This window comes from Streptomyces sp. NPDC033966, from assembly GCF_055575955.1.
Genome location: NZ_JBVIRQ010000031.1, coordinates 1 through 23,314, shown reverse-complemented (window position 1 = coordinate 23,314; position 23,314 = coordinate 1). Strand labels below are relative to the sequence as shown.

24 protein-coding genes and 5 pseudogenes are annotated in these 23,314 nt (G+C 69.7%); 14 read left to right on the top strand and 15 right to left on the bottom strand.

Annotated features, from left to right (window positions below; genetic code table 11):
* Positions 1-574 precede the first annotated feature (574 nt).
* From ACZ518_RS38560 to ACZ518_RS38545, 4 genes and pseudogenes are all read left to right on the top strand, one after another.
* Positions 575-1,377, top strand: a protein-coding gene (locus ACZ518_RS38560; RefSeq protein WP_469117700.1) for an IS5 family transposase whose coding sequence is annotated in 2 segments (ribosomal slippage) — positions 575-904 and positions 907-1,377 — 801 coding nt in all. Because the reading frame shifts where the segments join, the coding sequence is not laid out codon by codon here.
* 201 nt (positions 1,378-1,578) lie between these two features.
* The gene (locus ACZ518_RS38555) at positions 1,579-2,049 is read left to right on the top strand and encodes an SMI1/KNR4 family protein (protein WP_469117697.1); all 471 of its coding nucleotides are present in this window, start codon (positions 1,579-1,581) and stop codon (positions 2,047-2,049) included.
* Between the two features lie 128 nt (positions 2,050-2,177).
* A pseudogene (locus ACZ518_RS38550) lies at positions 2,178-2,779 on the top strand (IS5 family transposase); the annotation flags it as partial.
* A gap of 54 nt (positions 2,780-2,833) precedes the next feature.
* On the top strand, positions 2,834-3,265 hold the full coding sequence (locus ACZ518_RS38545; protein ID WP_469117696.1) for a DUF4240 domain-containing protein: 432 nt from the start codon (positions 2,834-2,836) through the stop codon (positions 3,263-3,265).
* A 41-nt stretch (positions 3,266-3,306) separates the two neighbouring features.
* On the opposite strand, the gene ACZ518_RS38540 is transcribed toward ACZ518_RS38545, so the two are convergent.
* From ACZ518_RS38540 to ACZ518_RS38530, 3 genes are all read right to left on the bottom strand, one after another.
* Positions 3,307-3,660, bottom strand: a complete 354-nt coding sequence (locus tag ACZ518_RS38540) for a hypothetical protein (RefSeq protein ID WP_469117695.1) — start codon at positions 3,658-3,660, stop codon at positions 3,307-3,309.
* A 784-nt stretch (positions 3,661-4,444) separates the two neighbouring features.
* On the bottom strand, positions 4,445-5,425 hold the full coding sequence (locus ACZ518_RS38535) for an NADPH:quinone reductase (RefSeq protein ID WP_469117694.1): 981 nt from the start codon (positions 5,423-5,425) through the stop codon (positions 4,445-4,447).
* A 20-nt stretch (positions 5,426-5,445) separates the two neighbouring features.
* On the bottom strand, positions 5,446-6,024 hold the full coding sequence (locus tag ACZ518_RS38530) for a PadR family transcriptional regulator (RefSeq protein ID WP_469117693.1): 579 nt from the start codon (positions 6,022-6,024) through the stop codon (positions 5,446-5,448).
* A gap of 122 nt (positions 6,025-6,146) precedes the next feature.
* Between ACZ518_RS38530 and ACZ518_RS38525 the strand changes: the two genes are divergently transcribed.
* The gene (locus tag ACZ518_RS38525; RefSeq protein WP_469117692.1) at positions 6,147-6,542 is read left to right on the top strand and encodes an ester cyclase; all 396 of its coding nucleotides are present in this window, start codon (positions 6,147-6,149) and stop codon (positions 6,540-6,542) included.
* A 948-nt stretch (positions 6,543-7,490) separates the two neighbouring features.
* Here ACZ518_RS38525 and ACZ518_RS38520 read toward each other — a convergent pair.
* The 3 genes and pseudogenes from ACZ518_RS38520 to ACZ518_RS38510 form a co-directional block, all read right to left on the bottom strand.
* A pseudogene (locus tag ACZ518_RS38520) lies at positions 7,491-8,231 on the bottom strand (ABC transporter ATP-binding protein); the annotation flags it as partial.
* A complete protein-coding gene (locus tag ACZ518_RS38515) occupies positions 8,204-8,584 on the bottom strand; it encodes a hypothetical protein (protein ID WP_469117691.1) in 381 nt (126 codons plus the stop codon). The gene ACZ518_RS38515 and the pseudogene ACZ518_RS38520, both read right to left, overlap by 28 nt.
* Positions 8,581-9,054, bottom strand: a pseudogene (locus ACZ518_RS38510) (LuxR C-terminal-related transcriptional regulator); the annotation flags it as partial. The gene ACZ518_RS38515 and the pseudogene ACZ518_RS38510, both read right to left, overlap by 4 nt.
* Positions 9,055-9,400: 346 nt before the next feature.
* Between ACZ518_RS38510 and ACZ518_RS38505 the strand changes: the two are divergent.
* Positions 9,401-9,811: a Rid family hydrolase gene (locus ACZ518_RS38505; RefSeq protein WP_469117690.1), complete on the top strand. Its 411-nt coding sequence runs from the start codon at positions 9,401-9,403 to the stop codon at positions 9,809-9,811.
* Between the two features lie 131 nt (positions 9,812-9,942).
* Positions 9,943-11,397 carry an NF041680 family putative transposase gene (locus tag ACZ518_RS38500; RefSeq protein ID WP_469117689.1) on the top strand — a complete coding sequence of 485 codons (1,455 nt, stop codon included), beginning with the start codon at positions 9,943-9,945 and terminating at the stop codon, positions 11,395-11,397.
* Between the two features lie 444 nt (positions 11,398-11,841).
* Here ACZ518_RS38500 and ACZ518_RS38495 read toward each other — a convergent pair whose 3' ends face one another.
* The 5 genes and pseudogenes from ACZ518_RS38495 to ACZ518_RS38475 form a co-directional block, all read right to left on the bottom strand.
* Positions 11,842-12,486 carry a sigma-70 family RNA polymerase sigma factor gene (locus tag ACZ518_RS38495; RefSeq protein ID WP_469117699.1) on the bottom strand — a complete coding sequence of 215 codons (645 nt, stop codon included), beginning with the start codon at positions 12,484-12,486 and terminating at the stop codon, positions 11,842-11,844.
* A 35-nt stretch (positions 12,487-12,521) separates the two neighbouring features.
* A complete protein-coding gene (locus ACZ518_RS38490) occupies positions 12,522-13,121 on the bottom strand; it encodes a hypothetical protein (RefSeq protein ID WP_469117701.1) in 600 nt (199 codons plus the stop codon).
* A gap of 31 nt (positions 13,122-13,152) precedes the next feature.
* Positions 13,153-13,263 (bottom strand): annotated as a pseudogene (locus ACZ518_RS38485) (hypothetical protein); the annotation flags it as partial.
* A 10-nt stretch (positions 13,264-13,273) separates the two neighbouring features.
* Positions 13,274-13,660, bottom strand: coding sequence for a hypothetical protein (locus ACZ518_RS38480; RefSeq protein WP_469117688.1), 387 nt, complete (start codon positions 13,658-13,660; stop codon positions 13,274-13,276).
* 420 nt (positions 13,661-14,080) lie between these two features.
* The gene (locus ACZ518_RS38475) at positions 14,081-14,671 is read right to left on the bottom strand and encodes a TetR/AcrR family transcriptional regulator (RefSeq protein WP_469117687.1); all 591 of its coding nucleotides are present in this window, start codon (positions 14,669-14,671) and stop codon (positions 14,081-14,083) included.
* A 128-nt stretch (positions 14,672-14,799) separates the two neighbouring features.
* On the opposite strand from ACZ518_RS38475, the gene ACZ518_RS38470 reads away from it, so the two are divergent.
* From ACZ518_RS38470 to ACZ518_RS38455, 4 genes are all read left to right on the top strand, one after another.
* Positions 14,800-15,756 carry an SDR family NAD(P)-dependent oxidoreductase gene (locus ACZ518_RS38470; RefSeq protein ID WP_469117698.1) on the top strand — a complete coding sequence of 319 codons (957 nt, stop codon included), beginning with the start codon at positions 14,800-14,802 and terminating at the stop codon, positions 15,754-15,756.
* A 68-nt stretch (positions 15,757-15,824) separates the two neighbouring features.
* The gene (locus tag ACZ518_RS38465) at positions 15,825-16,244 is read left to right on the top strand and encodes a DUF6841 family protein (RefSeq protein WP_469117686.1); all 420 of its coding nucleotides are present in this window, start codon (positions 15,825-15,827) and stop codon (positions 16,242-16,244) included.
* Between the two features lie 581 nt (positions 16,245-16,825).
* Positions 16,826-17,095: a methyltransferase domain-containing protein gene (locus ACZ518_RS38460; protein WP_469117685.1), complete on the top strand. Its 270-nt coding sequence runs from the start codon at positions 16,826-16,828 to the stop codon at positions 17,093-17,095.
* A 57-nt stretch (positions 17,096-17,152) separates the two neighbouring features.
* Positions 17,153-17,944, top strand: a complete 792-nt coding sequence (locus ACZ518_RS38455; protein WP_469117684.1) for a TIGR04222 domain-containing membrane protein — start codon at positions 17,153-17,155, stop codon at positions 17,942-17,944.
* Between the two features lie 681 nt (positions 17,945-18,625).
* Here ACZ518_RS38455 and ACZ518_RS38450 read toward each other — a convergent pair.
* Positions 18,626-19,216, bottom strand: a complete 591-nt coding sequence (locus tag ACZ518_RS38450; RefSeq protein ID WP_469117683.1) for a GNAT family N-acetyltransferase — start codon at positions 19,214-19,216, stop codon at positions 18,626-18,628.
* Complete coding sequence (locus tag ACZ518_RS38445; RefSeq protein WP_469117682.1) at positions 19,204-20,532, bottom strand: ABC transporter ATP-binding protein; 1,329 nt, start codon at positions 20,530-20,532, stop codon at positions 19,204-19,206. The genes ACZ518_RS38450 and ACZ518_RS38445 overlap by 13 nt, the downstream gene beginning before the upstream one ends.
* Before the next feature lie 53 nt (positions 20,533-20,585).
* Here ACZ518_RS38445 and ACZ518_RS38440 point away from each other — a divergent pair, with 53 nt between their 5' ends.
* Genes ACZ518_RS38440 through ACZ518_RS38430 form a run of 3 tightly spaced genes read left to right on the top strand, consistent with a single transcriptional unit; the run spans position 20,586 to position 22,418 of the window.
* Positions 20,586-20,882: a hypothetical protein gene (locus tag ACZ518_RS38440; RefSeq protein ID WP_469117681.1), complete on the top strand. Its 297-nt coding sequence runs from the start codon at positions 20,586-20,588 to the stop codon at positions 20,880-20,882.
* Positions 20,872-21,831, top strand: coding sequence for an alpha/beta hydrolase (locus ACZ518_RS38435; RefSeq protein ID WP_469117680.1), 960 nt, complete (start codon positions 20,872-20,874; stop codon positions 21,829-21,831). Before ACZ518_RS38440 ends, ACZ518_RS38435 begins: the two co-directional genes overlap by 11 nt.
* Positions 21,828-22,418: a hypothetical protein gene (locus tag ACZ518_RS38430; protein ID WP_469117679.1), complete on the top strand. Its 591-nt coding sequence runs from the start codon at positions 21,828-21,830 to the stop codon at positions 22,416-22,418. The genes ACZ518_RS38435 and ACZ518_RS38430 overlap by 4 nt, the downstream gene beginning before the upstream one ends.
* Before the next feature lie 179 nt (positions 22,419-22,597).
* Here ACZ518_RS38430 and ACZ518_RS38425 read toward each other — a convergent pair.
* Positions 22,598-22,881 (bottom strand): annotated as a pseudogene (locus tag ACZ518_RS38425) (hypothetical protein).
* 74 nt (positions 22,882-22,955) lie between these two features.
* Positions 22,956-23,314, bottom strand: a 359-nt coding sequence (locus tag ACZ518_RS38420; protein WP_469117678.1) for a hypothetical protein, incomplete at its 5' end; no start/stop codon positions are given.

Sequence of the window (23,314 nt, the reverse complement as noted above, 5' to 3'; positions counted from 1 at the left end):
CCCGCGGAGCGGGTACCTGAGCGCTGCGCGCTCAGGAGAGACCGGCCTCGCTGCGCTCGGCCGAGGCGCCTTCGCTTCGCTTCGGGGCAGTGGACCGCCTCGCTGCGCTCGGCGGGCTCGGCTTCGCCGAGCCAAGGCTGGCCCTTCGGGCCGGGTCCTGCGCTGCGCTCCGGACTGTTCAGGGTTCCGCTGCGCTCCACCCTGAACTGCCTGCTTCCCAGGCTTGAGTGACCCCGTTTCACGGGGTCCGGGCCTTCGGCCCGTTGGGCGGGTCCGCTCCGCTCCCCCGCCGGGTCCTTCCGGCTCCGCCTCCAGGACCAGCCCGCGACGCGGGCGGCTAGCAGTGCAACGGTGGTGTGCTCGGCCTGGCTCCGGCCTGCTGGGCTCCCTAGGCTGGCCAGGGTGGTGCTGTGGCGGATGGCTAAGTCCACTGTCGCCGTCTGCCGAGCCCCCACGCGCCCGAACGGCACCAGTGTCAGTTGGTGGCCGTTACAACGGCTAACACAATGAGGTGGATCGGCTCTGACAGCAGTGCCCTGGGTGGAAGTTGAGCGTTCACCCCGGCGTGGGGAACTTGCCGTGGACCGTGTCGGATGAGCTGTGGGACCGCCTGAAGCCGCTACTGCCTCAACGTGAGCGGCGCTTCCGGTATCCGGGCCGCAAGCCGCTGCCGGACCGGCAGGTGCTGTGCGGGATCCTGTACGTGCTGCACACCGGTATCCAGTGGGAGTACCTGCCGAAGGAGCTGGGCTTCGGCTCGGGCATGACGTGCTGGCGCAGACTGCGGGACTGGAACGAGGCTGGCGTGTGGCAGCAACTGCACGAGGTGCTTCTGGCCGAGCTAAACGCGGCCCTGCGGCTGGACTGGTCCCGCTGCGTGGTCGACTCCTCCCACGTCAGGGCCCTAAAAGGGGGAGCCATACGGGTCCGTCGCCGGTCGATCGGGGCCGGGCCGACTCAAAGCACCACTTGATCACCGACGGGCACGGCACCCCGCTCGCGGTCCTGCTGACCGGCGGCAACCGCAATGACGTCACCCAGCTGCTGCCGTTGCTCGACGCCATCCCACCGGTCCGCGGCCGTGTCGGCCGTCCCCGCCGCAAGCCCGACTCTGTGTTTGCCGACCGTGGCTATGACCACGACGTCTACCGTGACCAGGTCCGCGATCGCGGCATCGTGCCGGCGATTGCCCGCCGTGGAACGCGGCATGGCACCGGGCTGGGCACCTACCGGTGGGTGGTCGAGCGGAGTTTCGCGTGGTTGCACGGCTTCCGACGCCTGAGGACCCGCTGGGAACGTCGGGCCGACATCCATGAGGCCTTCCTCAGACTGGCCTGCTGCCTCATCACCTTCCGACGAGTGAAATCCTTGTGTTAGCTGTTGTGCGCTGCTGGACGGAGCTCAAGCACCTCGGACCGCAGCCGACAACCGCACCGGTGGCCATGTTTGACCTGACCTCTCTTGGCAGCCGCCGAGACCGGCGACCCACAGGGACGAGGAAGGAACTCTGATATGTCTCAGCCTGCTGCCGCTCGCCTGCGTCAGCTACTCCCGCCACCTGTCTCCGGAGGGGACGCGGTGGACTGGGAAGGGCTCGCCGACACGGCCCAGTTGGAACTCCCGGCGGACTACCGCGAGTTCGTGGAGTCGTACGGCGGGGGAGAGATCGACGAGTACCTGTCCGTCAGTACGCCTCCCGTCCCGGGATCGCCGTATGGGGATCTCCTCGACAGAGTCGATCCCGCACTCTCGGACCGGGACTGCCAGGAACTGGGCGCTCTCCTTGGAAGGCAAGGCTTGCCGCTCCTGTTCCCCTTCGCGGACTCGGCGAGCAGCGATGTCGCCTTCTGGCTACGAAAGGGCGCACCCGACAGCTGGAGGGTGGTCACTTTTCGGAGGCAGGCGCCCAGGGGGGCGAACCGCTGGACGGTCTTCGATGGTGGCATGGCCGAGTTCTGCCTGGCCGTCCTGACCGGTGTGGTGGATCCGTTCAGCGAGCCGATCGCGGGATCAGGGCCGCACGTGTTCGTGAGCTGGCGCGACTTGTAACCACCAGGCCGACTCACGCGATCACCCGAACGTACTGCTGTCCTCAGGTGCCGGTAGGCGACTCACGTCATTATGTTAGCCGTTGTAAGACGTCGTTTCTTATGGCGTGATTGTTCGTTGAACCGTGCATGACGGATCTCGTGAAGCGGCTCGTACCGGACGAGCTGTGGGTGCTGTTCCGGCGGGTAGTGCCGCCGACGGTGGTAATACGTCCGCAGGGCGGTGGCCGACGTCGGGCGGGTGACCGGGAGGCCCTGGCGGCGATCATCTTCGTGGCGACGTCGGGTTGCACCTGGCGGCAGCTTCCGCCGGTGTTCGGACCGAGCTGGCAGACGGTCTACCGCCGGTTCGCCCAGTGGAGCCGTGACCGGGTCTGGGCCCGGCTCTACCGCGTGATCCTCGACGAACTCGGAGTGCGAGGCGAGCTGGACTGGTCGCGGTGTGCGATCGACTCGGTCAGTCTGAGGGCGGCAAAAGGGGGCCGCTGACGGGACCGAATCCGACCGACCGCGGCAAACTAGGATCGAAGATCCACCTGATCTGCGACCGGAACGGACTGCCGCTGTCGCTGGGCATCTCCGGCGCGAACATGCACGACAGCCAGGGCCTGAAGCCTCTCGTGCGGCGCATCCCGCCCATCCGCTCCCGCCGCGGGCCCCGGCGTCGGAGGCCGGCGAAACTACATGCGGACAAGGGCTACGACCACCTGCGCCGATGGCTTCGCAAGCGCAGGGCAAGCACCTGACACCCTGACTTGTCACACCCCTCCGCCATGCTCTCCGACATGAATGAAGACGCCTTCTGGCAGCTCATCGAAGCGTGCAGTCCCTCTGACCCCGCCCCTGAGGGTGATGAGCTCGCTGTTGCACTGACAGCCCGCCTGACGAACGGCCCGGTGGGGAATGTGGTCGGCTTCGCCGAACAGCTCTCCTGGGCCCTGTACAGGCTGGACCGCAAGGAATATGGCGATGGCCTGTCGAGCGATCAGTTCCTCTACACCCGGGCTGCGGTCGTCGCGGCCGGCCGTGAGGAGTTCGAGCGCGTACTTCGAGACCCAGAGCGGTTCATGCCGTACGCCAGCGACCTCGTCTGGGCCGAGGCCCTGCTCTACGTACCCGATAACGCATACAAGCACCTCACCGGTGACCTATGGGACCGCAGCACCCGCTACAGCTACGAGTCATACTCCAACACAGCCGGGTGGACCGCCGCATAGGCGCCCGCAGTCGCTCCTGCCTTCACCATCTGAAACGACTTCTAAGCCGTGCCGTACGCCCCCGGAGGGCGGTTAACTCCCCCGGGGACCTCAGTGCCGTCGGGATAGGTGACGGTGGCGAAGCATGAGGAAACCCAAACCTGCACGCAGTCCGGTTGGTACGAGACCTCGAAGGGCCGGTCACTCCAAGTTCCGTACGAGGTCACGATGACGTTCTCACCAGGGAGCAGCCAGTAATCCTGCCCGACAGGCTCCAGGAAAAGCTCCAACAGGTCCTTACCGTCGTTCCCAACCAGTATCGGGACAGGGTTCCCCAGCGACCTGATCCCGTCGTCGCTGAAATCCCCCTCCAGAGCTTCCATGTTCCGGGCCAAAGGCCCCGTGACGTCAGCCATGCTCAGCGAGTCAGCCGAAGGGCCGGACGATGGGGCGCTGGCGCCGAACAATCGCTGCCAGACCGCTCTCCTACTGCCCCAACGCAACCCTTCTCCGCCCTCCGTCACCATGACCCCCCTTATCCACTCGCCCACACCTACGAAATCAACAGCTCACGCTACCCGGTACCGGCCAGCAGCAAGACGGGGGAAGGACTCGCTCGACCGACTGGCTGGTGGGCGTCTCCCGCAAGACGATGACGGCAGCTGCCGGATACCAGGACCCTCTCAGAGGAAATGAGTGCGGGGATTCGAACCTCCCCCCAGTGATTCAATTTTGCGTAGAGATAAACTCTGGGATCAAGGTCCCGGTACGATTCTGTCGCGGATCACTCAACCTGCGCAGCACTCAATCAACCTGCGCAACCAGGCCACACGCTTAAAAATCCGCAGGTCAGACGGCTGCCGTAACCGGGAACTGCGCAGATTCAGTGAGCCAGCGTAGCCTCCAGCCCGCTCAGTCACACTGCACAACCCCAGGCCAGAAGCATGGCGACTGCTCAGCTTCACCGATCGACGACACCCAGTGTCCCTCGTCATCCAGTCGTTTGACAGCGAACCTAGTCGGCCGGTCAGCGGCCGGTGTCGTACAGAGCCACGGCGAACTGCCCGTCGGGTGACGGGCTCCAGCCAGGTGGTCCCGTAACCACTGCTGTCACCACGACCATTGCGATGTGGAACATGAGGGTGGTGTTTGTGGCGCCGTGCAAGTGCGCAACCGCGTTGACAGCGAACCCGGTCGTTTCTACGGGACGGTGACCAGGATGCGGCCGTGGCCACCGCCGGCGTCGACGTGGTCGTGGGCCTTGGCGATGTCCTCGAGCGCGTAGCGCTCGCGGACATCGACGCTGAGGGCACCGACGGCGGCTGCGGAGGTGAGGTCGCGGGCGGCCTGACCCTTGGCCTCGCCAGGGAAGTCGTCGCTGCCGAGCAACCGCAGGGTGACGTTGTTGAACAGCAGCGGCCAGAAGGGGATCTCGGTGCGGTCCGTGCGGGTGGCGTAGGCGGCGATGACGGCGTTGTTGGCGGCGACGGCGTTGTCGAGATCGGCGTTGTCGGACAGCGCGACCTCGATGATCCGGTCGACGCCCCGCGGCGCGTACGAGCGGATGGCCGCTGCGGGGGCGCCGGTATCCAGGGCGACGGCGTGGGCGACGACGGCCGGGTCGACGTGGTGGAGGTCCGCGGTGCGGCGGACGGTGGCGATTACGGTGGCGCCGGCCCAGTGGGCCAGCTGGGCGGCCAGTGAGCCGACGCCGCCGAGGACTCCGTGGACCAGGACCATTCGGCCGTCGACCGGGCCGTCGGCGAAGACGGTGCGGTGGGCGGTGATGCCGGGGATGCCGAGGCTCGCCCCCAGCTCGTCGCCGAGGTGGTCGGGCAGAGGTACGGCTTGGTTCTCTGGTACGACGGTGTACTGAGCGGCCGTACCGAAGGGGCGGTAGGACTGGGCGCCGTATACCCAGACCCGCTGTCCGACGCGGCGGGCGTCGCCTCCGGCGCCGACGGCATCGATGAATCCGGCGGCGTCGCTGTGCGGGATCACCCGCGGGAAGGGCATGGACGAGCCAAGCCAGCCGCGCCGCTTCTTGGTGTCGCCGGGGTTGACGCCCGAGACGGTGACACCGACGCGGACCTCTCCGGGGCCGGGGACAGGATCAGGGAGTTCGCCGACGTGCAGGACATCGGCGGCGGGTCCCTGGGTGTCGTACCAGGAAGCAAGCATGGGGGTACCTCCGTGGACAGTCAGCTCGCGGGAGCGGCGGGCGCATACGGATCGCTGTCGGTGCATGCGGTGTCGAATACGGGCGGTTCTTCCCCGAGGGCTTCGCGCAGCCAGGTCCGCTCCGCGCGACTGGTGGCGCGGGCGGTGAGCAGCATGCCCCGCCGGTAGGGATCGGCGACTTCCTCGGCACGCAGAGGCCGCTCGTTGTCGTAGAAGAAGCTCGCCGGTTCTTCCAGGAACTCCAGCCGTCTGCGCAGCACCGCGTGCTGTTCGGCTACGTCGGGCAGGTGGGAGAGGAATGCCAGGACGATGTAGAACCGTGTGAAGTCGGTGATCTCGTGGTCGGCGGGCTGGCGCAGACGCTGCAGCATGTCGGCCCGCCCGGCCGCGGTCAGGCTGAGCACGTACCGTGCCGCCCCCGCGGCCGGGTCGGCGCGCCGCTCCATCAAGCCCGCCCTGGTCAGGCGATTGATCGCCGGATACAGGCTGCCGTCACTGACCGGCCGCGTATAGCCGGTCAGCTGTGAGACGCGGCGGCGCAGCTCGTGTCCAGCCAGGGGTCCCTCGGCGAGGAAGCCGAGTATCGCGAGTTCCAGCATGAGTCCATCTTCACACGCGGACATCGAATCGATGTGCACATCGATTCGATGTTACGCTCGCAGGTATCGCCCAAACGTCTCTGGAGAGGCACAGCCAGATGCCATCACAGTCCACCGAGTCAGTGCTGAACCGCTTCGTCGAGTTCATCAACACAGGCAACGAGGATCTCGCCCGCGACATCATTTCTCCGGACGCGGTGTTCCACGCACCCAGCCACCCGGAACCACTGCGAGGGCCCGATGGGTACATGGAAGTCCTCGGGATGATGCGCAGCGCCTTCCCCGACGTCCAGTGGACACTGGAGGAGACGGTCACCGAAGGCGACACCGTGGCCGCGCGGTTCACCATGCGGGGAACCCACGACGGTGAATTCTTCGGGATCCCGGCGAGCGGCAACAAGATCTCGGTGCAGGCCATGAACTTCTACTACCTGGCCGACGGCCGGATCGCCGGCGAACGAGGCCAGCCCGACCTCCTCGGGGTGATGCAGCAGATCGGTGCCCTACCGGCGCCGTGAAACCAGTCGTGCCGGGTGCCCTATTTGGCACGGAGCTACCGCTCCCAGGGCCCCGTACGTCGCCGTGGCGAAGAGCGAAGGCACACACCAGAGCGCGGGCAGCCGCAAACCAGAGGATTCGGGCCGAAGGCAGCGTCACGCAACCGCCTTCACAGAGAAGTTAGTCTGCGCAGGTCAGCGGCTTCGACCGGACCAACTTCGCTGTCAAAGGACAGCAAGCCTGTCACGGATCAATGAATCTGCGCAGTACTCAACCAACCTGCGCAGCCACGCCCCCAGCCAAAAACCCACTCACCCAAACTGCATAACACCGGGTCAAAAGCATGGCCACTACGCAAATTCAATGACTCTCAACATTACGTCATCCACCCCTCGATCACACCAACCACCCACCTGCCACCGGATATAAACTCACAAAACTGAAGCAGCGTCACACCTGCCGCGATAAAAGCCAACGACAGCAACCCCACCCCGATCTCTCACACCGCTGTCCCCAAACCCAGAGATCGCAGCCAAGGCCCGCGGCAATGCCGCCGGCGGAAGTGCCAACGGCGAGCAGAACTATTTCGCTGCGTGCCCAGCCGTTGGCCTCGGCGCCAGGGGAAACCTCGTCAGGGCTGCTCGAGGTGGTTCCGGATCCCGTGCCAGGGTGGGCTCCCGGCCCCGAGGTCGATGCGGTGACGCTTGCCTGTGCCATGCTCTCGCGCACGCACGACTGGGTGTGCGTGATGAAAACGCTGTGCCTGATCTGGACTTCTCCCTCTGCGGCCCGTGCGGGGCTGCTCGCGAGTACCACGGAGAGCACGGGGCCAAGGAGCGCCGCGCGTCCGCACATACGGGGAAGCCTCATAGCGCCTCCTGTTCCTTTGGTGCCGTGTGTCGCCGATCCCTTACTCGGTGACAGAGGTATCTGCTCGGCAGGGCGAGGGCTGGCATTTCGGTGCGGAGTCACGGTGCCGGCACCAGGAGCTGGGTTGCTGCCAGGCCTGCGTACAGGCTGTCCGTTCCGAGCAGTTCCGTATGGGTGCCCACCGCGCGTACCCGGCCCGCGTCCATGACCACGATCCGGTCGGCGTGGGTCACCGTCGAGAGGCGGTGTGCCACGACGAGGACGGTGGTCGTCCGGGCGGCGTGGGTGATGACGTCGCGTACCGCCAGTTCGTTGGCAGCGTCCAGCTGCGAGGTGGCCTCGTCCAGGAGCAGCAGGCGGGGTTTGCGCAGCAGGGCGCGGGCGATGGCGATGCGCTGGCGTTCGCCGCCCGACAGCTTGGTGCCTCGGTGTCCGACCGGGGTTTCCAGGCCCTGCGGCAGGCGGTCCACCAGTGTGTCCAGCTTCGCCCGGACCAGGACGTCGCGGATGTCCTGGTCGGTCGCGTCGGGCGCCGCGAAGACCAGGTTCTCCCGCAACGTCCCGGCCAGGACCGGCGTGTCCTGCTCCACGTAGCCGATGGCACCGCGCAGCTCGGGCAGCGACCAGTCCCGGACGTCCTTGCCGCCGATCAGGACCCGGCCTCCGGTTGTCTCGTAGAACCGCTCGATCAGCGCAAAGATCGTCGACTTGCCCGCTCCCGAGGGACCGACGAAAGCCGTCATTCCGCCGCTGGGCACCTTGAAGTCGACCTGGTGGTGGACGGGTGGAAGGTCATCGCGGTAGCGGAAGCTCACGTCCTCGAAGCGGACCGACACCGGGCCGCAGGCCGGGGCCGATGTCCCGGGCCACTCGGGGTGCTCCACAAGAAGGCGCATACGCCGAGCAGGCGACGGTCCCGCGAGCGTTCGGCCAGGGCGTACAGGGCTGCGACCGGGGCGACCAGGATGTCCTGGACCAGCGTGGCCGGCAGGGTGAACAGGAAGACGGCCAGCGGGAACCGCCGACGCAGGGCCAGGGCTCCACAGGCCGTCGCGGCAAGCGCGAGGCCGAGCGGGGTGCCGTCCCCGAGGGTGAGCCACGCGTCGACCAGGGCCAGGACGACCAGAGCGGCATCCCGCGCGCCCGGCGGTACCCGGTTCCACAGCCGCCTTGCCTCAGCCGCGGCGCTCACCGTCCTTCCCTGCCTTCCCGGCCGGCATCCAGCAGCCCTGCCCGCTGGGCGAGCAGCGCCGCCTGAACCCGGCCGGCCACCCGCAGTTTGGTGAGGATGACACTGACGTGGTCCTTGACCGTGCCGGTGCCCAGATGCAGACGGGTTCCGATCTCGGCGTTCGACAAACCTTCCGCCAGCAGCACGAGCACGTCCCGCTCCCGGTCACTCAGCCGCCCCACGCGGGCCGCCTCCTCGTCCACGGCCGTCGGCCCGGCACCAGGATGCGTGCGCAGCAGGCTCCGGGAGGCCTTGGAGGACATCACCACTCCACCTGCGGCCAACGTCCGCACCAGCTGCGGCAGGTGATCCTGTTCGGTGTCCTTGAGGAGGAAACCGGCCGCGCCCGAGTGGAGGGCCGTCAGGACGTACTCGTCGGTGTCGAAGGTGGTGAGCATCGCGACAACAGGAGGAGCGGGCAGGGCACGCAGTGACATCTTTTCGCGTCCACCCATGCGTTGAGCTGACCTCATTGGCTTTGGTGCAGAGAAGCCACGCCCCCACATGTCGTTACGGGCACGGCGCCTCGCCCTTGTGCATGTCATGCGAGGCCGCGCGTCAGGCGCAGTACGGGAGCTGAAGCCATGTCCGTCCTGCCGCCCGACCTCCCCCGGCTGCGGACCCTGGTCACCTACCTGCGCGGCGAACTCAGCCGCACGGGCGGGCCGACTCCCGGTCCGCCTCTGAGCTTGTTCTTTAACCTCGCGTCGCGTCGGACGGTCGCGCGGTGGGGCAAATTTCGTTGCGTGTCGGGGGGAGACTGGTCAGACTCGCGGCATGCCAGCGAAAATCAGCCGCATCAACCCCGATCAGTTGCATGAGACGCCGGGCTACCACCACATCACCGTGGTGGAGACCGGCCGAACGGCTTATCTGGCGGGGCAGTGCCCCCTCGACCAGGGCGGCTCTCTCGTCGGCCCGGGCTCCCTCGACGTGCAAGTCGATCAGGTCGTCGTGAACGCACTCGCTGCCCTTGCGGCGGTGGATGCTCAGCCGCAGCATGTGGTGCGTTCGGTGATCTACGTGCGGAGCGATGACAGGCAGGACCTGGGCCTCGCCTGGCACCGGCTTACCGCTTCCGCCCTCGGGCCAGCTTTCACATCCGCCAGCACGCTCCTGGGAGTTGCGCAGCTGGGCTTCGCAGGGCAGCTGGTCGAGGTGGACCTCACCGTCGCGCTGTCCGACTGAGTGGGGCCCTCACGCCGCGAACAGCGTCTCGAACTGCTTCGCCCACATGGTTATGCGCCGGACGCCGAGGTGGCCTCCGTCTGATCATGTGCTCCGACCAAGGTGCACCGATCGAGACGAGGGCCGTGAGGGTGACTCTGCTGCCTGACGCCGGTCCCGGGGAAGCGTTCGCGCAAGCGTCACGCTTCCGGGAGGACTTATTCCACTGCCTGACCGCGCGCGGGGACGAACTGTTCGACCTCGTCGACGCGCTGCTGTGCGCGGACGGTCCGGTGACCTCGCCGGTGGACCTCACGCTGGTGGCCGAGCGCCGGCGCGGGCACGGCGCGATGTACGAGGCGCTGAACCACGGGAACGTGGACGGGCCCCGGCTGCGACAGGTACCGGCCGGACTGCCGATGCCGCAAGCGGCCGAGGGGCGGCTTGTCCTCGCGGTCGACGTCAGCAACTGGCTCCGCCCCGACGCGCCGACCAGCCCGGAGCGCCTGTTCTGCCACGTCTACGGCCGCAGCGGACGCTCCTCGGACCAGTTCATCCCCGGCTGGCCTTACTCCTTCGTCGCCGCCCTCGAATCGGGCCGCACATCCTGGTGCCAGCTCCTGGACGCCGTCCGTCTCGGACCCGAGGACGACGTCGCCGAGGTCACCTCCGCCCAGCTCCGCCGTGTGGTCACGGACCTGATCGAGATGGGCCGCCGGCACGTCGGCGACCGCGACATCCTCATCGTCTTCGACGCCGGCTACGACGCCCCGCGCATGGCCCACCTCCTGGCCGGCCTCCCGGTCGAGGTGCTGGGACGGATGCACTCCGACCGCGTCATGCGACGGTCGACGCCCACGCTCAAGGAGTACGCCCTGGCCCATCCCCAGGGCGGGCGACCGCCCAAGCACGGCAAGGAGTTCCGCTTCGCCAAGCCGGACACCTGGGGTGAGCCGGACGCGGCCACGACGCAGGTCACCGACCGGTACGGCACCGCCCGCGCGATGGCCTGGGACCGTCTCCATCCTCGCCTGACCACCCGCTCCGCGTGGATCGACCACACCGGCGAACTTCCCATCATCGAAGGCACGCTGATCCGCCTCCAGGTCGACCGCCTGCCCGGCGGAGGCGACCCGCTCCCGCTCTGGCTCTGGTCGTCTGCCACCGGCCTGAACAGCGAGGACGTCGACGTGCGCTGGCAGGCGTTCCTCAGGAGGTTCGACATCGAGCACCTCTTCAGGCTGATGAAACAGACCCTCGGGTGGACCCGTCCGAAGCTGCGGACCTCCGAGGCTGGCGAGCGATGGACCTGGCTGATCATCGCCGCGAACACCCAGATCCGCCTTCTGCGCGGGGCAGCCGCCGACTTGCGGCGGCCGTGGGAGAAGCCCGCCGAACCCGGCCGGCTCACCCCCGCCCGAGTCCGCCGGGGGTTTCGGAACCTCCGCCCTCACTTGCACTGTCCGGCCCGTGCACCGAAACCCTCAACTCCCGGCCCTGGAAGGCCGCTTGGCTCGAAAAACCGGCGGCCCGCCACCCACTACGACGTGGGAAAGACCGTGAAACGACCCGAGAGCATCACCGAACGAAACCGACTCAGACCATAAAGAACAAGCTACGCGCTACCGGTTACGCAGACTGCTGCGGCTCTCAGCTCGATCGCCTGCGGGCCTTCGTTGGTGCCACTGACGACCCAGATATCCGGCGCCCCGTCCGCCTGCGTCGAGAGAGGGAACGACTCTTCGGTCCGAAAACCGTCTAGTCCATTACCGACGGGGCCTCCACCTGTGATGATCTTTCCGTCAGGGCACTGTGCCAGAGCTCCGCGGTGCTGGCCCGGGGGGACCTCCACAGGGTCGCCTGTGACCGCCTCAGCACCCGTTACGCCCGCGGTGCCGTTCGCCGGGGTTGTCGTCGCCTGGGCGTTCTGGTTGCAGCTGTTGCTCTGGGCGCCAGTGTTGCTGTTGCCGATTCCTCCGACTTGGCTCATCGGGTAGCAGACCTGGATGAGCGGCGAGTTACCCAGCAGCGAAAGGAGTCCCCCGTCGCCATCAGCCTGGGCGCCGCCGGCGCTGAGGAGCAGCGTCGCCGTCGCAGCGGCGCTGATCGTGGCAAACCGTCTGGTGAGCTTCACTCGACCGACCTTCCGTCCCTGGTACCGAAGCCTGCGCATCAACGGACAGCATGGCGACCCAGCCGTCCGACGGACTCGAAGCAAACTGCGACGTGCGGGTTTTCCCCCGGATGGCGCCAGCCGACCAGCCAAGACCAGTGGGCCGCCTACACCCCTCTTTGACCCCCATCACCTCGGCGGTCTCCTCGGTGCTCATCCCCACCATCCGGTGCGGGACGATCGCTTCCCGCTGCCGCGCCGGCAGCCGGCGCAGTGCCTCCTCCACGCTGAGGCGGACCGCGGCCCGCTCGGACGGGCCCGTGCCCAGTACCTGCCGGTCGAGCTCCTCGGCCAGGCGGTCGTCCTCGACCGGGCTGACCCGCGCGCGCTCGCGCAGCACATCGGCGATCCGGTTCTTGAGGACCTTCCAGGCGTAGGACGCCGGATACTCCATCGCCACCACCTGCGGCCAGATCCGCGCCACCACCTCGAACGTGATGTGCACCGCGTCCTCGGCGTCGAACAGGTTGCCCAGCTGCCGCCCGGTGGTACTGCTCCCAGCACGCTGGGCACCGGGCCTCACCCGGGCACGCCGTACCGGCACGGGTTACCCGCACCCTAACCGGGTGTGGGTGCCGGTCCGCCGGGCCTTCGCTGCGCTTCCCAGGCCCGCAGTGTCGCCGGTGTGCTGCCGACGTCCGCGGCAACGCCTCGCAGGCCGCGCCGGCCCGCCGCAGCACGGGCGGCATCCAGGTCGGCCCACCCGGGGGCGGCGAACTCGGCGTCCAGCCGGGCATGGACGCAAGCCCGGCGCGGCTGAAGCCGGGCACCGGCCGTAGCCCGGTCCTCGCCCAGGATCTTCCGCCGCCAGTAGGCGATGGTCCTCGGGTCTCGGCCCGCGGTGCGGCCGGCCTGGTGGACACCCAGGTGCGCGCTCGCGCGGACGAAGGCTTCCCAGTCGGGGTGGCCGAGACCGTGTGCGACGGCGTCCAGGGCCGCGCGCTCGTTGGCGTGGGCCTGACTGCGCCCCTTGACGACCGCGGCCCGGTGGATGGCGCGTACCTCAGGCCGGGCAGCGGTCTCCCGGTGGCGGGCGTTGCCGATCCGTCCGGCGGCCCGGCGTTCCTCGGCCGGCAGCTCGGAGACCGGGGCGAGTTCTCCTCGCTCGTGGCGGGCGCGGGTCTGCTCCCGCCACCGGTCGCTCAACTCCCGGCTCACCAGCGGACGGCGGGCGGCGGCGCTCGCGGTACTCGTCGGCGGACATGTCCTCGCCGGCGCGGAGATGAGCGGCGAGCGAGCGGTACCAGTTGCCGCACTCCAGGCACTGCAAGCGCCCTGCTGCGTCCCCGGTTTGCAGCATGGCACGCGGGTCAGCGCCGGCCATCGCGGATCTGGTAGATCCGGGCACGGGACAGCCCCGCGGCGTTGGCAATGGCCGTCACCGAGGTGCGGTTCTTCACGGCCTGCCGGATGAGCCGGTCCCGCTCCTCCTCGTGCTCGGTGATCGCGCGGGCCGCGTCGGCGATCTCGTCGAGGAGGCCGCCCCGGGCGGTGGGGCCGGGGTGGGCGCCGGGCAACTCGCTGTTGATCTGGTCCGCGAGCACCTGCCACGACTCCTCGGTGGGAGTGCCGTTGTCGTCGGTGTCGAAGTCGAGGCCCTCGAAGTCGGAGAGGGCGACGGGCGAGTAGTCATCACCCCGATCGATGATGCCGCCATCGGTCCACAGAGCCTTGATCTGCTGCGCGGTGACCTTCACGGAAACCCTCCCTCCCGCGCCACCATGTGTAGCGCGCTTGACACCAACGATCGCAGCGAGACCAAGCCGCCAAGCACGCTACACATAATGATGAAGTCGGCCGCCACCGCCTAAGAGGCACCGCCGCGCCACACAAACCGGCCGACGTCGCCGGAGCCGGAGCCCGGTTCGGCCGGCGCGTACTCGGAACGGCCTCCGGGGCCGAACCACCCGCGCTCCGACATCAGCAGCGCCCCGTCCCGCGCAGGTCGTGTTCGGGCGGCCGGCCGAAGCCCAGAGCCCCGCCACGGCGCTCGAAACGCCACGCGGTCAGTGCCTGTTTCGCATTTCCTGACCCGTGTCAGTGGCTCGCGCTCCGCAACGCGGTCGGGGCTGCTGGACCGCTGACGTCACAAAGCTGGGGGCGCGGCCAAAGCCGGGTTACGAGCTGGGTGCCGATCCGTCCGCTCCGTACCGGAGGCCGTCGAGGAGCAGGTCGAGGAGGCGTCCGGCCCGTTCACGCTGGTCGGGAGCGCTGGTGATCAGCCCGATGCCGGCCAGGCTGAAGCCGACATCGAAGGGGTCGATGCCCGGCCGCAGGAGACCGGCGTCGGCGCCGGCGTGCAGCAGGGTGCCGATCGCGGTGGCGAGCCTGTCGAGGGTTTCGGCGAAGGGGTCCGCACCGGATGCGGCCGCGGCCCGCAGTGCGTCCGCCATGCCCTGCTTGGCAGTGAGGTAGTCGATGAAGTCGTCCATCCACAGGCGCAGCGCCTCGTCCGGGGCATGGTCGGCCAGCCGTTGTGCGGCGCAGTCGCAGACGCGGGCGAGCTCGTTGCGGTAGGCCGCCTCGATGAGTGCCTCACGTGTGGGGAAGTGGCGGTAGAGCGTGGCCGAGCCGACGCCCGCGGCTTTGGCGATGGTGTCGATGGCGACGTCCGGGCCCTTCTCGGAGAAGGCGCGCACGGCCGCTTCGAGGATGCGCTCGCGGTTGCGGCGGGCGTCGGCGCGCAACACGCTCGGCTTGGTGGTCAAGGCTGCTCCCTTCGTCAGGGGATCAGTCTATCTGGACAACTGGGGAATTCCCCGTTTACCGTGATGACTAACCGGGGAACTCCCCGGTTACGGCGTTGACCGTGACGCTCCACGCGCAAGGAATGGCGATCATGACAGCACAGCAGCCCATCGGCTCCGGCTTCGGGGCCCGCAGCACCACGGCCGACGTCCTGGCCGGCCTCGACCTCACCGGAAGGCTCGCAGTCGTGACCGGCGGTAGTTCCGGACTGGGGCTGGAGACCACGCGCGCCCTGCGGAGCGCGGGCGCGACTGTCGTCGCAGCCGTCCGCCGCCCGGAAGCGGCCGCGGAAGCCTTCACCGCAGTGGACGGGGTCGAGGTGCGCCGTCTCGACCTGGGCGACCAGGCCAGCGTGCACACCTTCGCGGACGAGTTCCTGGCAAGCGGCCGCAGCATCGACATCCTCATCAACAACGCCGGCGTGATGGCCCTGCCCGAGACCCGCCTCGGACCCGGCTGGGAGGCGCAGTTCGCCACCAACCACCTGGGCCACTACACACTCACGAACCGGCTGTGGCCCGCCCTGGCAGCCGACGGCGGCGCGCGCGTGGTCGCGCTCAGCTCTGCCGGACACCGCTACTCGCCGATCCGCTGGGACGACGTCATGTTCGCAAACGACTATGACAAGGCCGTCGCCTACGGACAGTCCAAGACCGCGATCGCGCTGTTCGCCGTCCACCTCGACGCCCTAGGCCGCGAGCACCAGGTGCGGGCCTTCGCCGTCGCCCCCGGTGCCGTCATGACCCCGCTCCAGCGGCACATGACTCGCGAGGAGATGATCGCCTTCGGCTGGATCGACGACCAGGGCAACCCGGCCCCCAGTTTCAAGACCCCCGAGCAGGGTGCCGCCACCCAGGTCTGGGCGGCCACCTCCCCGCAGTTGGCCCACACCGGCGGCGTCTACCTGGACGACTGCGACATCGCCCCGCTCTCCCAGGACGACGCACCCGGAGTCAGGCCCTACGCGGTCGACCCCGAACAGGCCGCACGCCTGTGGACCCTGTCCGCCCAGCTGACCGGCACCAACGCGTTCGCGAACCGGTGACACGACGGCAGCGCACTCCCCTCCAAGAAACCCGCACCTGAAATCTCTGCAAGAAGGGTCACGAAATCATGACGCACACCGATCTGGCCGCCGTCGCGAACGAAGCACAGGCATGGTTCGACAGCTACGTCGAGACGTTCATCGGACTGGCAGCAAAGGGGAGCACCGATCCCGCGCCGCTCCTCGACTACTTCTCGGCGCCGATCAGCATGACCACGGGGACGGCCCACACCGTTCTCACCTCCGCCGAGGCGCTCTCCCAGGGACTCGCACACGAGCTGCGCGCACTGCGCGACGCCGACTACGGGGGCAGCAAGGCCCTCGACCCCGTGGTGCGCGCGCTCAACGAGCGGGCCGCGCAAATCGAGGTGACCTGGGCGCGCCAGGACAGCCAGGGGCGGGAGTTCCAGCGTGTCCGTGTGCTCTACCTGGCCGCCCGTACCGACGCGGGATGGCGGACGGTCGCCTCCGTGATCCTGGCCAGCTGACGAAGCACATTGCCCGCGCGGTCGCCCGCAGTGCGCTCGCCAGTCAGCGAGGCGACAGGACCAGGCCACAAGATCGCCAACGTGACAGTACGTGCTGATCGATGTCACGTCGATGCTCGTCCCCACGGCTTAGCGTGCCGCGCCGCCCGGCGACGGCGCGGCACTTTCGTCAGCCGACGTTCTTGAGGATGCCAGGCATGGGCGCGGTCGGGCCCATCCGCCGTGCCACCGTCGCCCGGCCGCCGTACGCATGCCGCTCACCGCCACGTTCGCCGCCACTGACTTCGTGAACGTCGAGCGCCCAGGTGCCGGAGCGAAGGCATGGCGGCGGCTCCCTTGCCTTTGCCGGCCTACTGACCTGGCCGGGATCAGTCCGTGCACCGGCATCCGCACGCATGCAGAGGAACCACATGACCGACACCAGTCGAGGCACCACGGACCTCTCACGCCACTGTGGGGCGACCTTGTTCCTGGGACAGTGGATGCGCTCGCCCTCACACATCGGTGCCATCGCGCCCAGTTCCCGGCATCTGGACCGCGCCGTCACGTGCGCCATCCCAGAACGCGGGGAACCCGTCGTCGTGGAACTGGGCCCCGGAACAGGGCCGTTCACCGCAGAGATCCAGCGCAAACTCGCCGGACGCGGCCGTCACCTCGCCGTCGAGATCAATCCGCGCCTCGCCGAGCTCCTTCGCGACCGCTACCCGGCGGCCGAGGTGATCCAGGGCAATGCCGCGGATCTGCGCCAGCTCCTGGACGAACGCGGCGTCGACCGGGCCGACGTGGCAGGCGGGTCTGAGGAACCGGCCGCCCGGCCGGAACGCGAGCGGGGCGGGGCCGACTGGGGGTGACGCTGGCGGAATCCACGCTTCGGGTGCAGGCTGAGAGCCCCGGGGGAGGAGGGTGCCGTGCTCGTCGTCAACGCCGTCCCAGTGGCAGCGGCCTGGCTGCTGGTGCTGGTCGCCGCCGCCCTGCGGCTGGGCCCGGGCGGGCGGCCCGGCCGCGGCCCGCTGGACCGGGGGCTCTCCCCCATCGAGATCGGCCTGCTGCGCGGCGGCGCGCGGGGTGCGGCCCAGTGCGGGCTGATCGAGCTGTACCTGGCCGGTTCGGTCGAGGCCGGCTGGCGGCGGACCGTGGAGCCCGGCTTGGCCCGACTGCCGCGCAACTGCTCCGAGGTGGCCCGCGCCCAGTTCCACGTACTGCACAAACCGCTCCATCCGCGCCGCCTCCAGGACACGGAGCGGGTACGGCAGGCCGTCCGCCAGGTGTCGCAAGAGCTGGAGCGGGCGGGGCTGGTGGTATCCCGCAGGCGGGTGCGGGCCGTAAGGGTTCTGCTGCTGCCGGTCTTCGCGGCCGCGCCGCTGGCCGCCGCGGCGGGCGGGCCGGACGCGGCGGTGTGGCTGGTGCTCGGCCTCCTCGCCGACGCGGGCGCGGTGGCGTTGTGGGTACGGCCCCGCCGCACCCTGCGCGGGGCGGCACTGCTCGCCCGGCTGCGCCACGACCACGCGGGAATCCGCACCGCGACCCGGAGCCGCCCGGACGAGCTCCTGCTGAGCATCGCCCTGTTCGGCGCCCCGGCCCTCCGCGCCCAGCTCCCCCGGTTCACACAGGAGAGCGGCCTGCTGACCCGCCCGCCGGGAGAGCCAATGGACCGGGGCGGCGGAGGATCAGGCGAAGCATTCGCGCCTTGCGGGGGCTAGGGCGCGCGTCGAGTCAGGTCGAACGGACTATCAACAGGCTCAAGAACTCCAGGGGCGTTCTGGTCGGGGCACAAGGACGCGGCGGTGACGCCCCCGCAGGCATGGCGTACGCACCCGCAGGCCGCCCGAGCCTGACCGGAACCGCTCGACCACCCGCACACCCGATCCAGTACCGCCAACGGCGGCGCCACCGATGGTTGTCCGGGACAGTTGCCCGTCCACACCCATCGCCCTCCGGGCCTGGCGCAGGGAGAACCCGTGGAACTACAGAGCCGTCTCCTGTTGGAGGACAACCTCCTGCTCATCACCGTCCACACTCCGGCCGCGACCGAGGCAGGGCCGCCCTGGCCCGCGAGATCGGCCTCCTCACCGACGAGCACCAGCTGGCCGGCCTGGTCATCGCACTCGGCATGGCGGCTGGCACCGCGGCCGCAGTCTCGGTCATCCTGCGCGCCTACCGGCACCACCACGCGGCCGGTGTCCCGGTCGCGGCCGCCAGCCCGGTCGCGGCCGTCTCTGCACCGTGGCCCGGCCCACCCGGACCATCCGAACCACCTCCGCCAGCAGCACCCGATCCCGGCCCGGCACCCACCGGGGTAAGGGCGGCGAGTGCCCTGTCGATGCCGAGATGTTCACCGAAGGCCGCCAGTCGTGAGACCCGCGGACGGGGTGAGTGCCTCCTCAGTGCGCCGTACCGGCCGGATACGGGATCGACGACGGCCGGTCCAGGTCCTGGGGCAGCAAGGCCGCTATCCAGGCGTCCCGGCGGGACCCGTTCTGGACCGTGCGGGCCCGGTGGGTCCCCTCCAGGACGTAGCCGGCCCGTTCCGCGCAGGCGAGGGAGGCCTCGTTGCCCACTTCCACAACCGCCTCCAGCCGGTCGACGCCGAGCGCGCCGAACGCCCAGGCGGACATCGTGCGCAGCGCCTCCGAGGTGTAGCCCCTGCCCCGTTGCCCGGCCGCGGTCCAGTAGCCGACCCAGGCCAGTTGCTCGGACAGCGCGGCCCAGCTGAGGCCGAACACGCCCAGCGAGCCGACGAACTCGCCGGTCCGTCTCAGCTCGGCGGCGAAGATCAGGTTGGTCGTGTCCCGCCACCCCTGGGCGCACACCGCCCCGGTGAAGGCCTGGGCCTGCCGGAGAGTGGGTTCGGCAGGGGCCTCGGTCCACCGGCGCACCGTGTCGTCCTGCCAGCCGGCGAGCACGTGCTCGGCGTCCGCGGGACGCATCGCCCGCAGGACCAGCCGTTCGCTCGTCAGGGTCACGGGGTCCATGCGAGGGCTCCTTTCTCGTGGGCCGCGAGGAGTTCCGCGTAGCGGCCGCCGCGGCCGGTCAGTTCTTCGTGGGTGCCGCGTTCGACGACCCGGCCGTGTTCGAGGACGGCGATCTGGTCGGCGTGGCGCACCGTCGACAGGCGGTGCGCGATGGTGATGCGGGTGACCCTGTGGGTGGCGTCCTCCAGGCTCGCCATGACCGCCGCCTCGGTCTCCACGTCAAGGGCGCTGGTGGCCTCGTCGAGGACCAGGACCCGCGGTCTGCGCAGCAGCGTCCGGGCCAGGGCGAGGCGCTGCCGCTCTCCGCCCGACAGCCGGTGCCCCCGCTCGCCGAGAACGGTGTCGTAGCCATCGGGCAGTCCGAGGATGACCTCGTGGACGCGTGCGGTGCGGGCCGCAGCGTGCAGTTCCTCCTCGTCCGCGTCGGGCTTGGCGAAGAGTAGGTTGTGCCGCACGGTTTCGTTGAAGAAGAACGGCTCCTGCGCGACGACCCCCACCGTGTCGGCGAGCGAGCCGAAGGAGAGGTCGCGCACGTCGACGCCGTCGACGCTGACCGTCCCCTCGCGGGTGTCGTACATCCTCGACACGAGGTGGCCGAGGGTCGTCTTGCCCGAGCCGGTGGCGCCGATGACCGCCAGGTGGCTGCCGGCGGGTACGACCAGGTCCACCCCGGACAGGCAGGCGCCTGCGGCGGCGTAGCCGAAGCCGACCCCGTCGAAGCGGACCTCGCCCCGCGCCTCGCGCAGGACCACCGGACGCTCGCTCTCGACGATCTCGTTCTCCACGTCGAGGTACTCGAAGATGCGCCGGAAGTACGACATTGAAGCCTGGAGCCGGACCCCGGTCGACAGCAACTGGGTGGCCGGCCACACCAGGGCCTGCTGGAGGGCGACGAAGGCGACGAGGGTCCCGGTGGAGGGGACGGCCCCCTCTGCCCGCGCCATGACACCGGCACCCCAGTAGAGCAGGGGCGGCGCGCTGGCCATCAGGATGCCCAGCCCCGACATCCGCCACTGCCCCGACAGCCCCGCGCGCAGGGACACCGCCGCCAGACGCCCCGACGCCTGCCTGAACGCGGCCGCGGTCGAGCGGCTGCGCCCCATGCTGCGTCTGAGCATGACGCCGGAGACGGACAGCGACTCCTCGATCATCCCGGTCATCTCCGCCACCTGCTGCTGGCGGTCGTCCGTCAGGTCGCGCTGTTCGGCGCCCACCCAGCGGCTCACCGCCACGAAGCCCAGTAGGAGCGGCAGGACGAACAGCGTCATGCGCCAGTCCAGGAGCAGCATCGCCGCCAGGGTCGCGAGCACGCTCACGCTACTCGAAGCTCGCGGGCGCCGAACGGCGCTCCGGCGAGGCACTGCCCAACGTGCTGCGCACCGAGACCTACGGCGACCGGACGGCGTTCGAGCTGGCCCGGGCACACCCGCGCACCACCCGCGCCGTCGGAGCGGGCGTGGTGCTGGGCGAATGCGCCTTCGGCCTCCTCTACCTCCTCGGCAGGGGCAGACACGCCCCGGTATTCGTATCGGCGGGTCTGCTGTTCCACCTGGTCAACGCGCGCGCCATGGGGCTCGGCCGGTTCCTCTTCTCCTTCGCCGCCACCTACCCGGCCGTCCTCTACACCGCGCGCCGGATCTCCGAGGGGCACCACCATGAGCGCTGAGGCACGGGTTCTCCGCATCGCAGCCGCCGGCACGGGAGCTGCGGCGCTGGCCGGGCTCGCCGACCGGGCCCTCCGCCGCCGCCGGGTCCTCACGGGGCGCGGTGACGAACGGACCCTGGCAGCCCGGTCGGGCAACGAACTCGCCTACCGCTTCACGGACACCTCCCTCGGCTCCCTCGGCGACCGGGAGCCCGTGTTCGTCTTCGCGACGGGCCTCCTGGCCACCATGGAGCACTGGACCTGGCTCACTGCGGCTCTCGGCCCGGCCGGAGGCCGCCCGTCGCTGCTCCGCTACGACCGGGCCGGCTACGGACGGAGCCGCCCGCGCCGCGGCAGCACACCCAATGCCGCCACGGCTGTCGAGGACCTCGTCGAACTCGTGGAACACACCTGCGGCGCCCGCCGCCTGATCCTCGTCGGCCACGACCTCGGGGCCGGTCTCGTCCTGCGGGCAGCGGAACGCCTCGCCGACCGGACGGCCGGGGTCGTCCTCCTCGAACCCCTGCTGAGCGCCGACGACAGCGGCAGCTCCGGCAGCGGCGACGGCCATGGCGGCGTCCCCTCCCTCCTCCTCTGGTCGCTACGTCTGGGCTGGGGCGGCCTCCTCACGGCCCCCCGCTGGGCGGCGGCCCTGCCGGACGACGCCCGCCTCCGGTGCGAAGACCAGTACCGGGACCAACACCTGTGGCGAACGGGAAGGGAGGAGAGCACCTCCATGCGCCACCTGGCCGCCGTCACCCCGTCCGTGCTCGCCCGGACCCCGGCACCGGTCTGCCTGATCTCCCTCGGCCACGGGCCAGAGCTGCCGCTGCCCGGGTCCGTGACCGTACACGTCGTGCGCGGTGCTCAGCCAGGGCACCTCCTCGTTTCACGCGAGAGCGCGGTGCAGGCGGCCTCCGCCATCACCAACTTCGTCGCGGCCCTGCCGGACGGGGACTCGCCGCGATGACACGGACCATGCGCCGCACCCGGGGCATCGGCCTGGCGGTGGAAGCGGTTCTGGGCGCCGCCCTCGTCGCCACCGCACTGGGCCAGCACCCGCTGCGGATCTTCGACCGGCTGCGCACCCTCGACCGCACCGGCCTGGTCCTGCCCGACTGGCGGCTGTTCGCACCGATACCGGTCATGCACGACCTCCACCTCCTCCACCGGTCGGTGGAGGAGGGAATCGCCTCGGACTGGGAGGTGGTCTCCCGCATCTCGGAACGAACGGCCCTGCAGATGGTGTGGTTCCCCGAGCGGCGCGAGCAGAAGGCCGTCCTCGACCTCTGCCAGGAGGTCTCCTTCCACGCCGCCCAAGGACTGCCCGACCTGCGAAAGACTCCCGCATATCAGATCCTCACGGCCTGGCTCGCAGCTCGGAGCACCAGGCTGCAGCCGGATGCGGACGGGTTCCAGTTCATGATCATGAGGGCGGCGGGCTACGACGAGGCCGTCACCCCGGAATGCGTCTTCAGCTCACCGGTCGAACCCGTGCCGAGGACGTCGTCACCTCGCGGTGCGTCAATGGAGCCAGAACGGCCGGACGCCGAGTAGCTCGGTCCGCAGGACGGGGGCGGCGTCCACCGGTGCCGGGTCCTCCTCAACGAGCCCGCCAGGACTGAGCGCGTACGGCGTGTGGTGCGGCCGAGCTGGGGCGGTCTCCCGCCGTGCCGGGAGACCGGGCCTTGCCCGGGCACGCCGTACCGGCACGGGTCACGCGAACCCCAACCGGCCTACGGGACGTCGCCCTGCCACATGAACCGGCCGACCGGGTCGGCGCCAAAACCCGGTCGGCCCGCTCGTGGTCAGACCGCCCACCAGGGCCGAACGCCCCGTGATCGGACATCAGCAGCGCCCCGTCAACGGTCTCCTGCGGGGGCCAGCCGGTCACGTCGAGCAGCAGACCGTCGAGCGGGCCGCCGACGAGTCCGACGTAGTCGTGGCCCCGCCGCGGGCCCGGCTCCGGGTCGTCCGGATCCGCCCGGTACACCTGCCGGCCCCACCACGCGGCATCCATGCACGCAGCCTCCCACCCCGGGGCCGGCAGCGGGCGGGGATGCCCGCTCCGGCCCCGCAGGGATGAAGGGGCATCTACCGGCCGCCCATGCGGAACAGGGCCGAAGCCGGGGCCACCAGTTCCTTCGCGAGCTGCTCACTGCGGGTGGCCGCGGCCCGCAGCTGCGCCGCAGCCTCGGCGACCGCAGGACCGGCGGTCGACCACCCGGACAGCACGAGTACGGGATCACGACGGTGCGGTGCACCGGCGGGAAGGAGACTGGCCACGCGGACGTTATGTTTCTGATCTTGCGCAGGACCCTGGGGATGCCCCGCGAAACGCCCCAGCCACACCTCGATTTTCCGGCCCCCGGCAACCGCCGGAGCCGCCACGACCGCACCGGAGCTGAACGACATGATCCGCCTCTCTACCACCCCCATGACGTGGGTCGCCG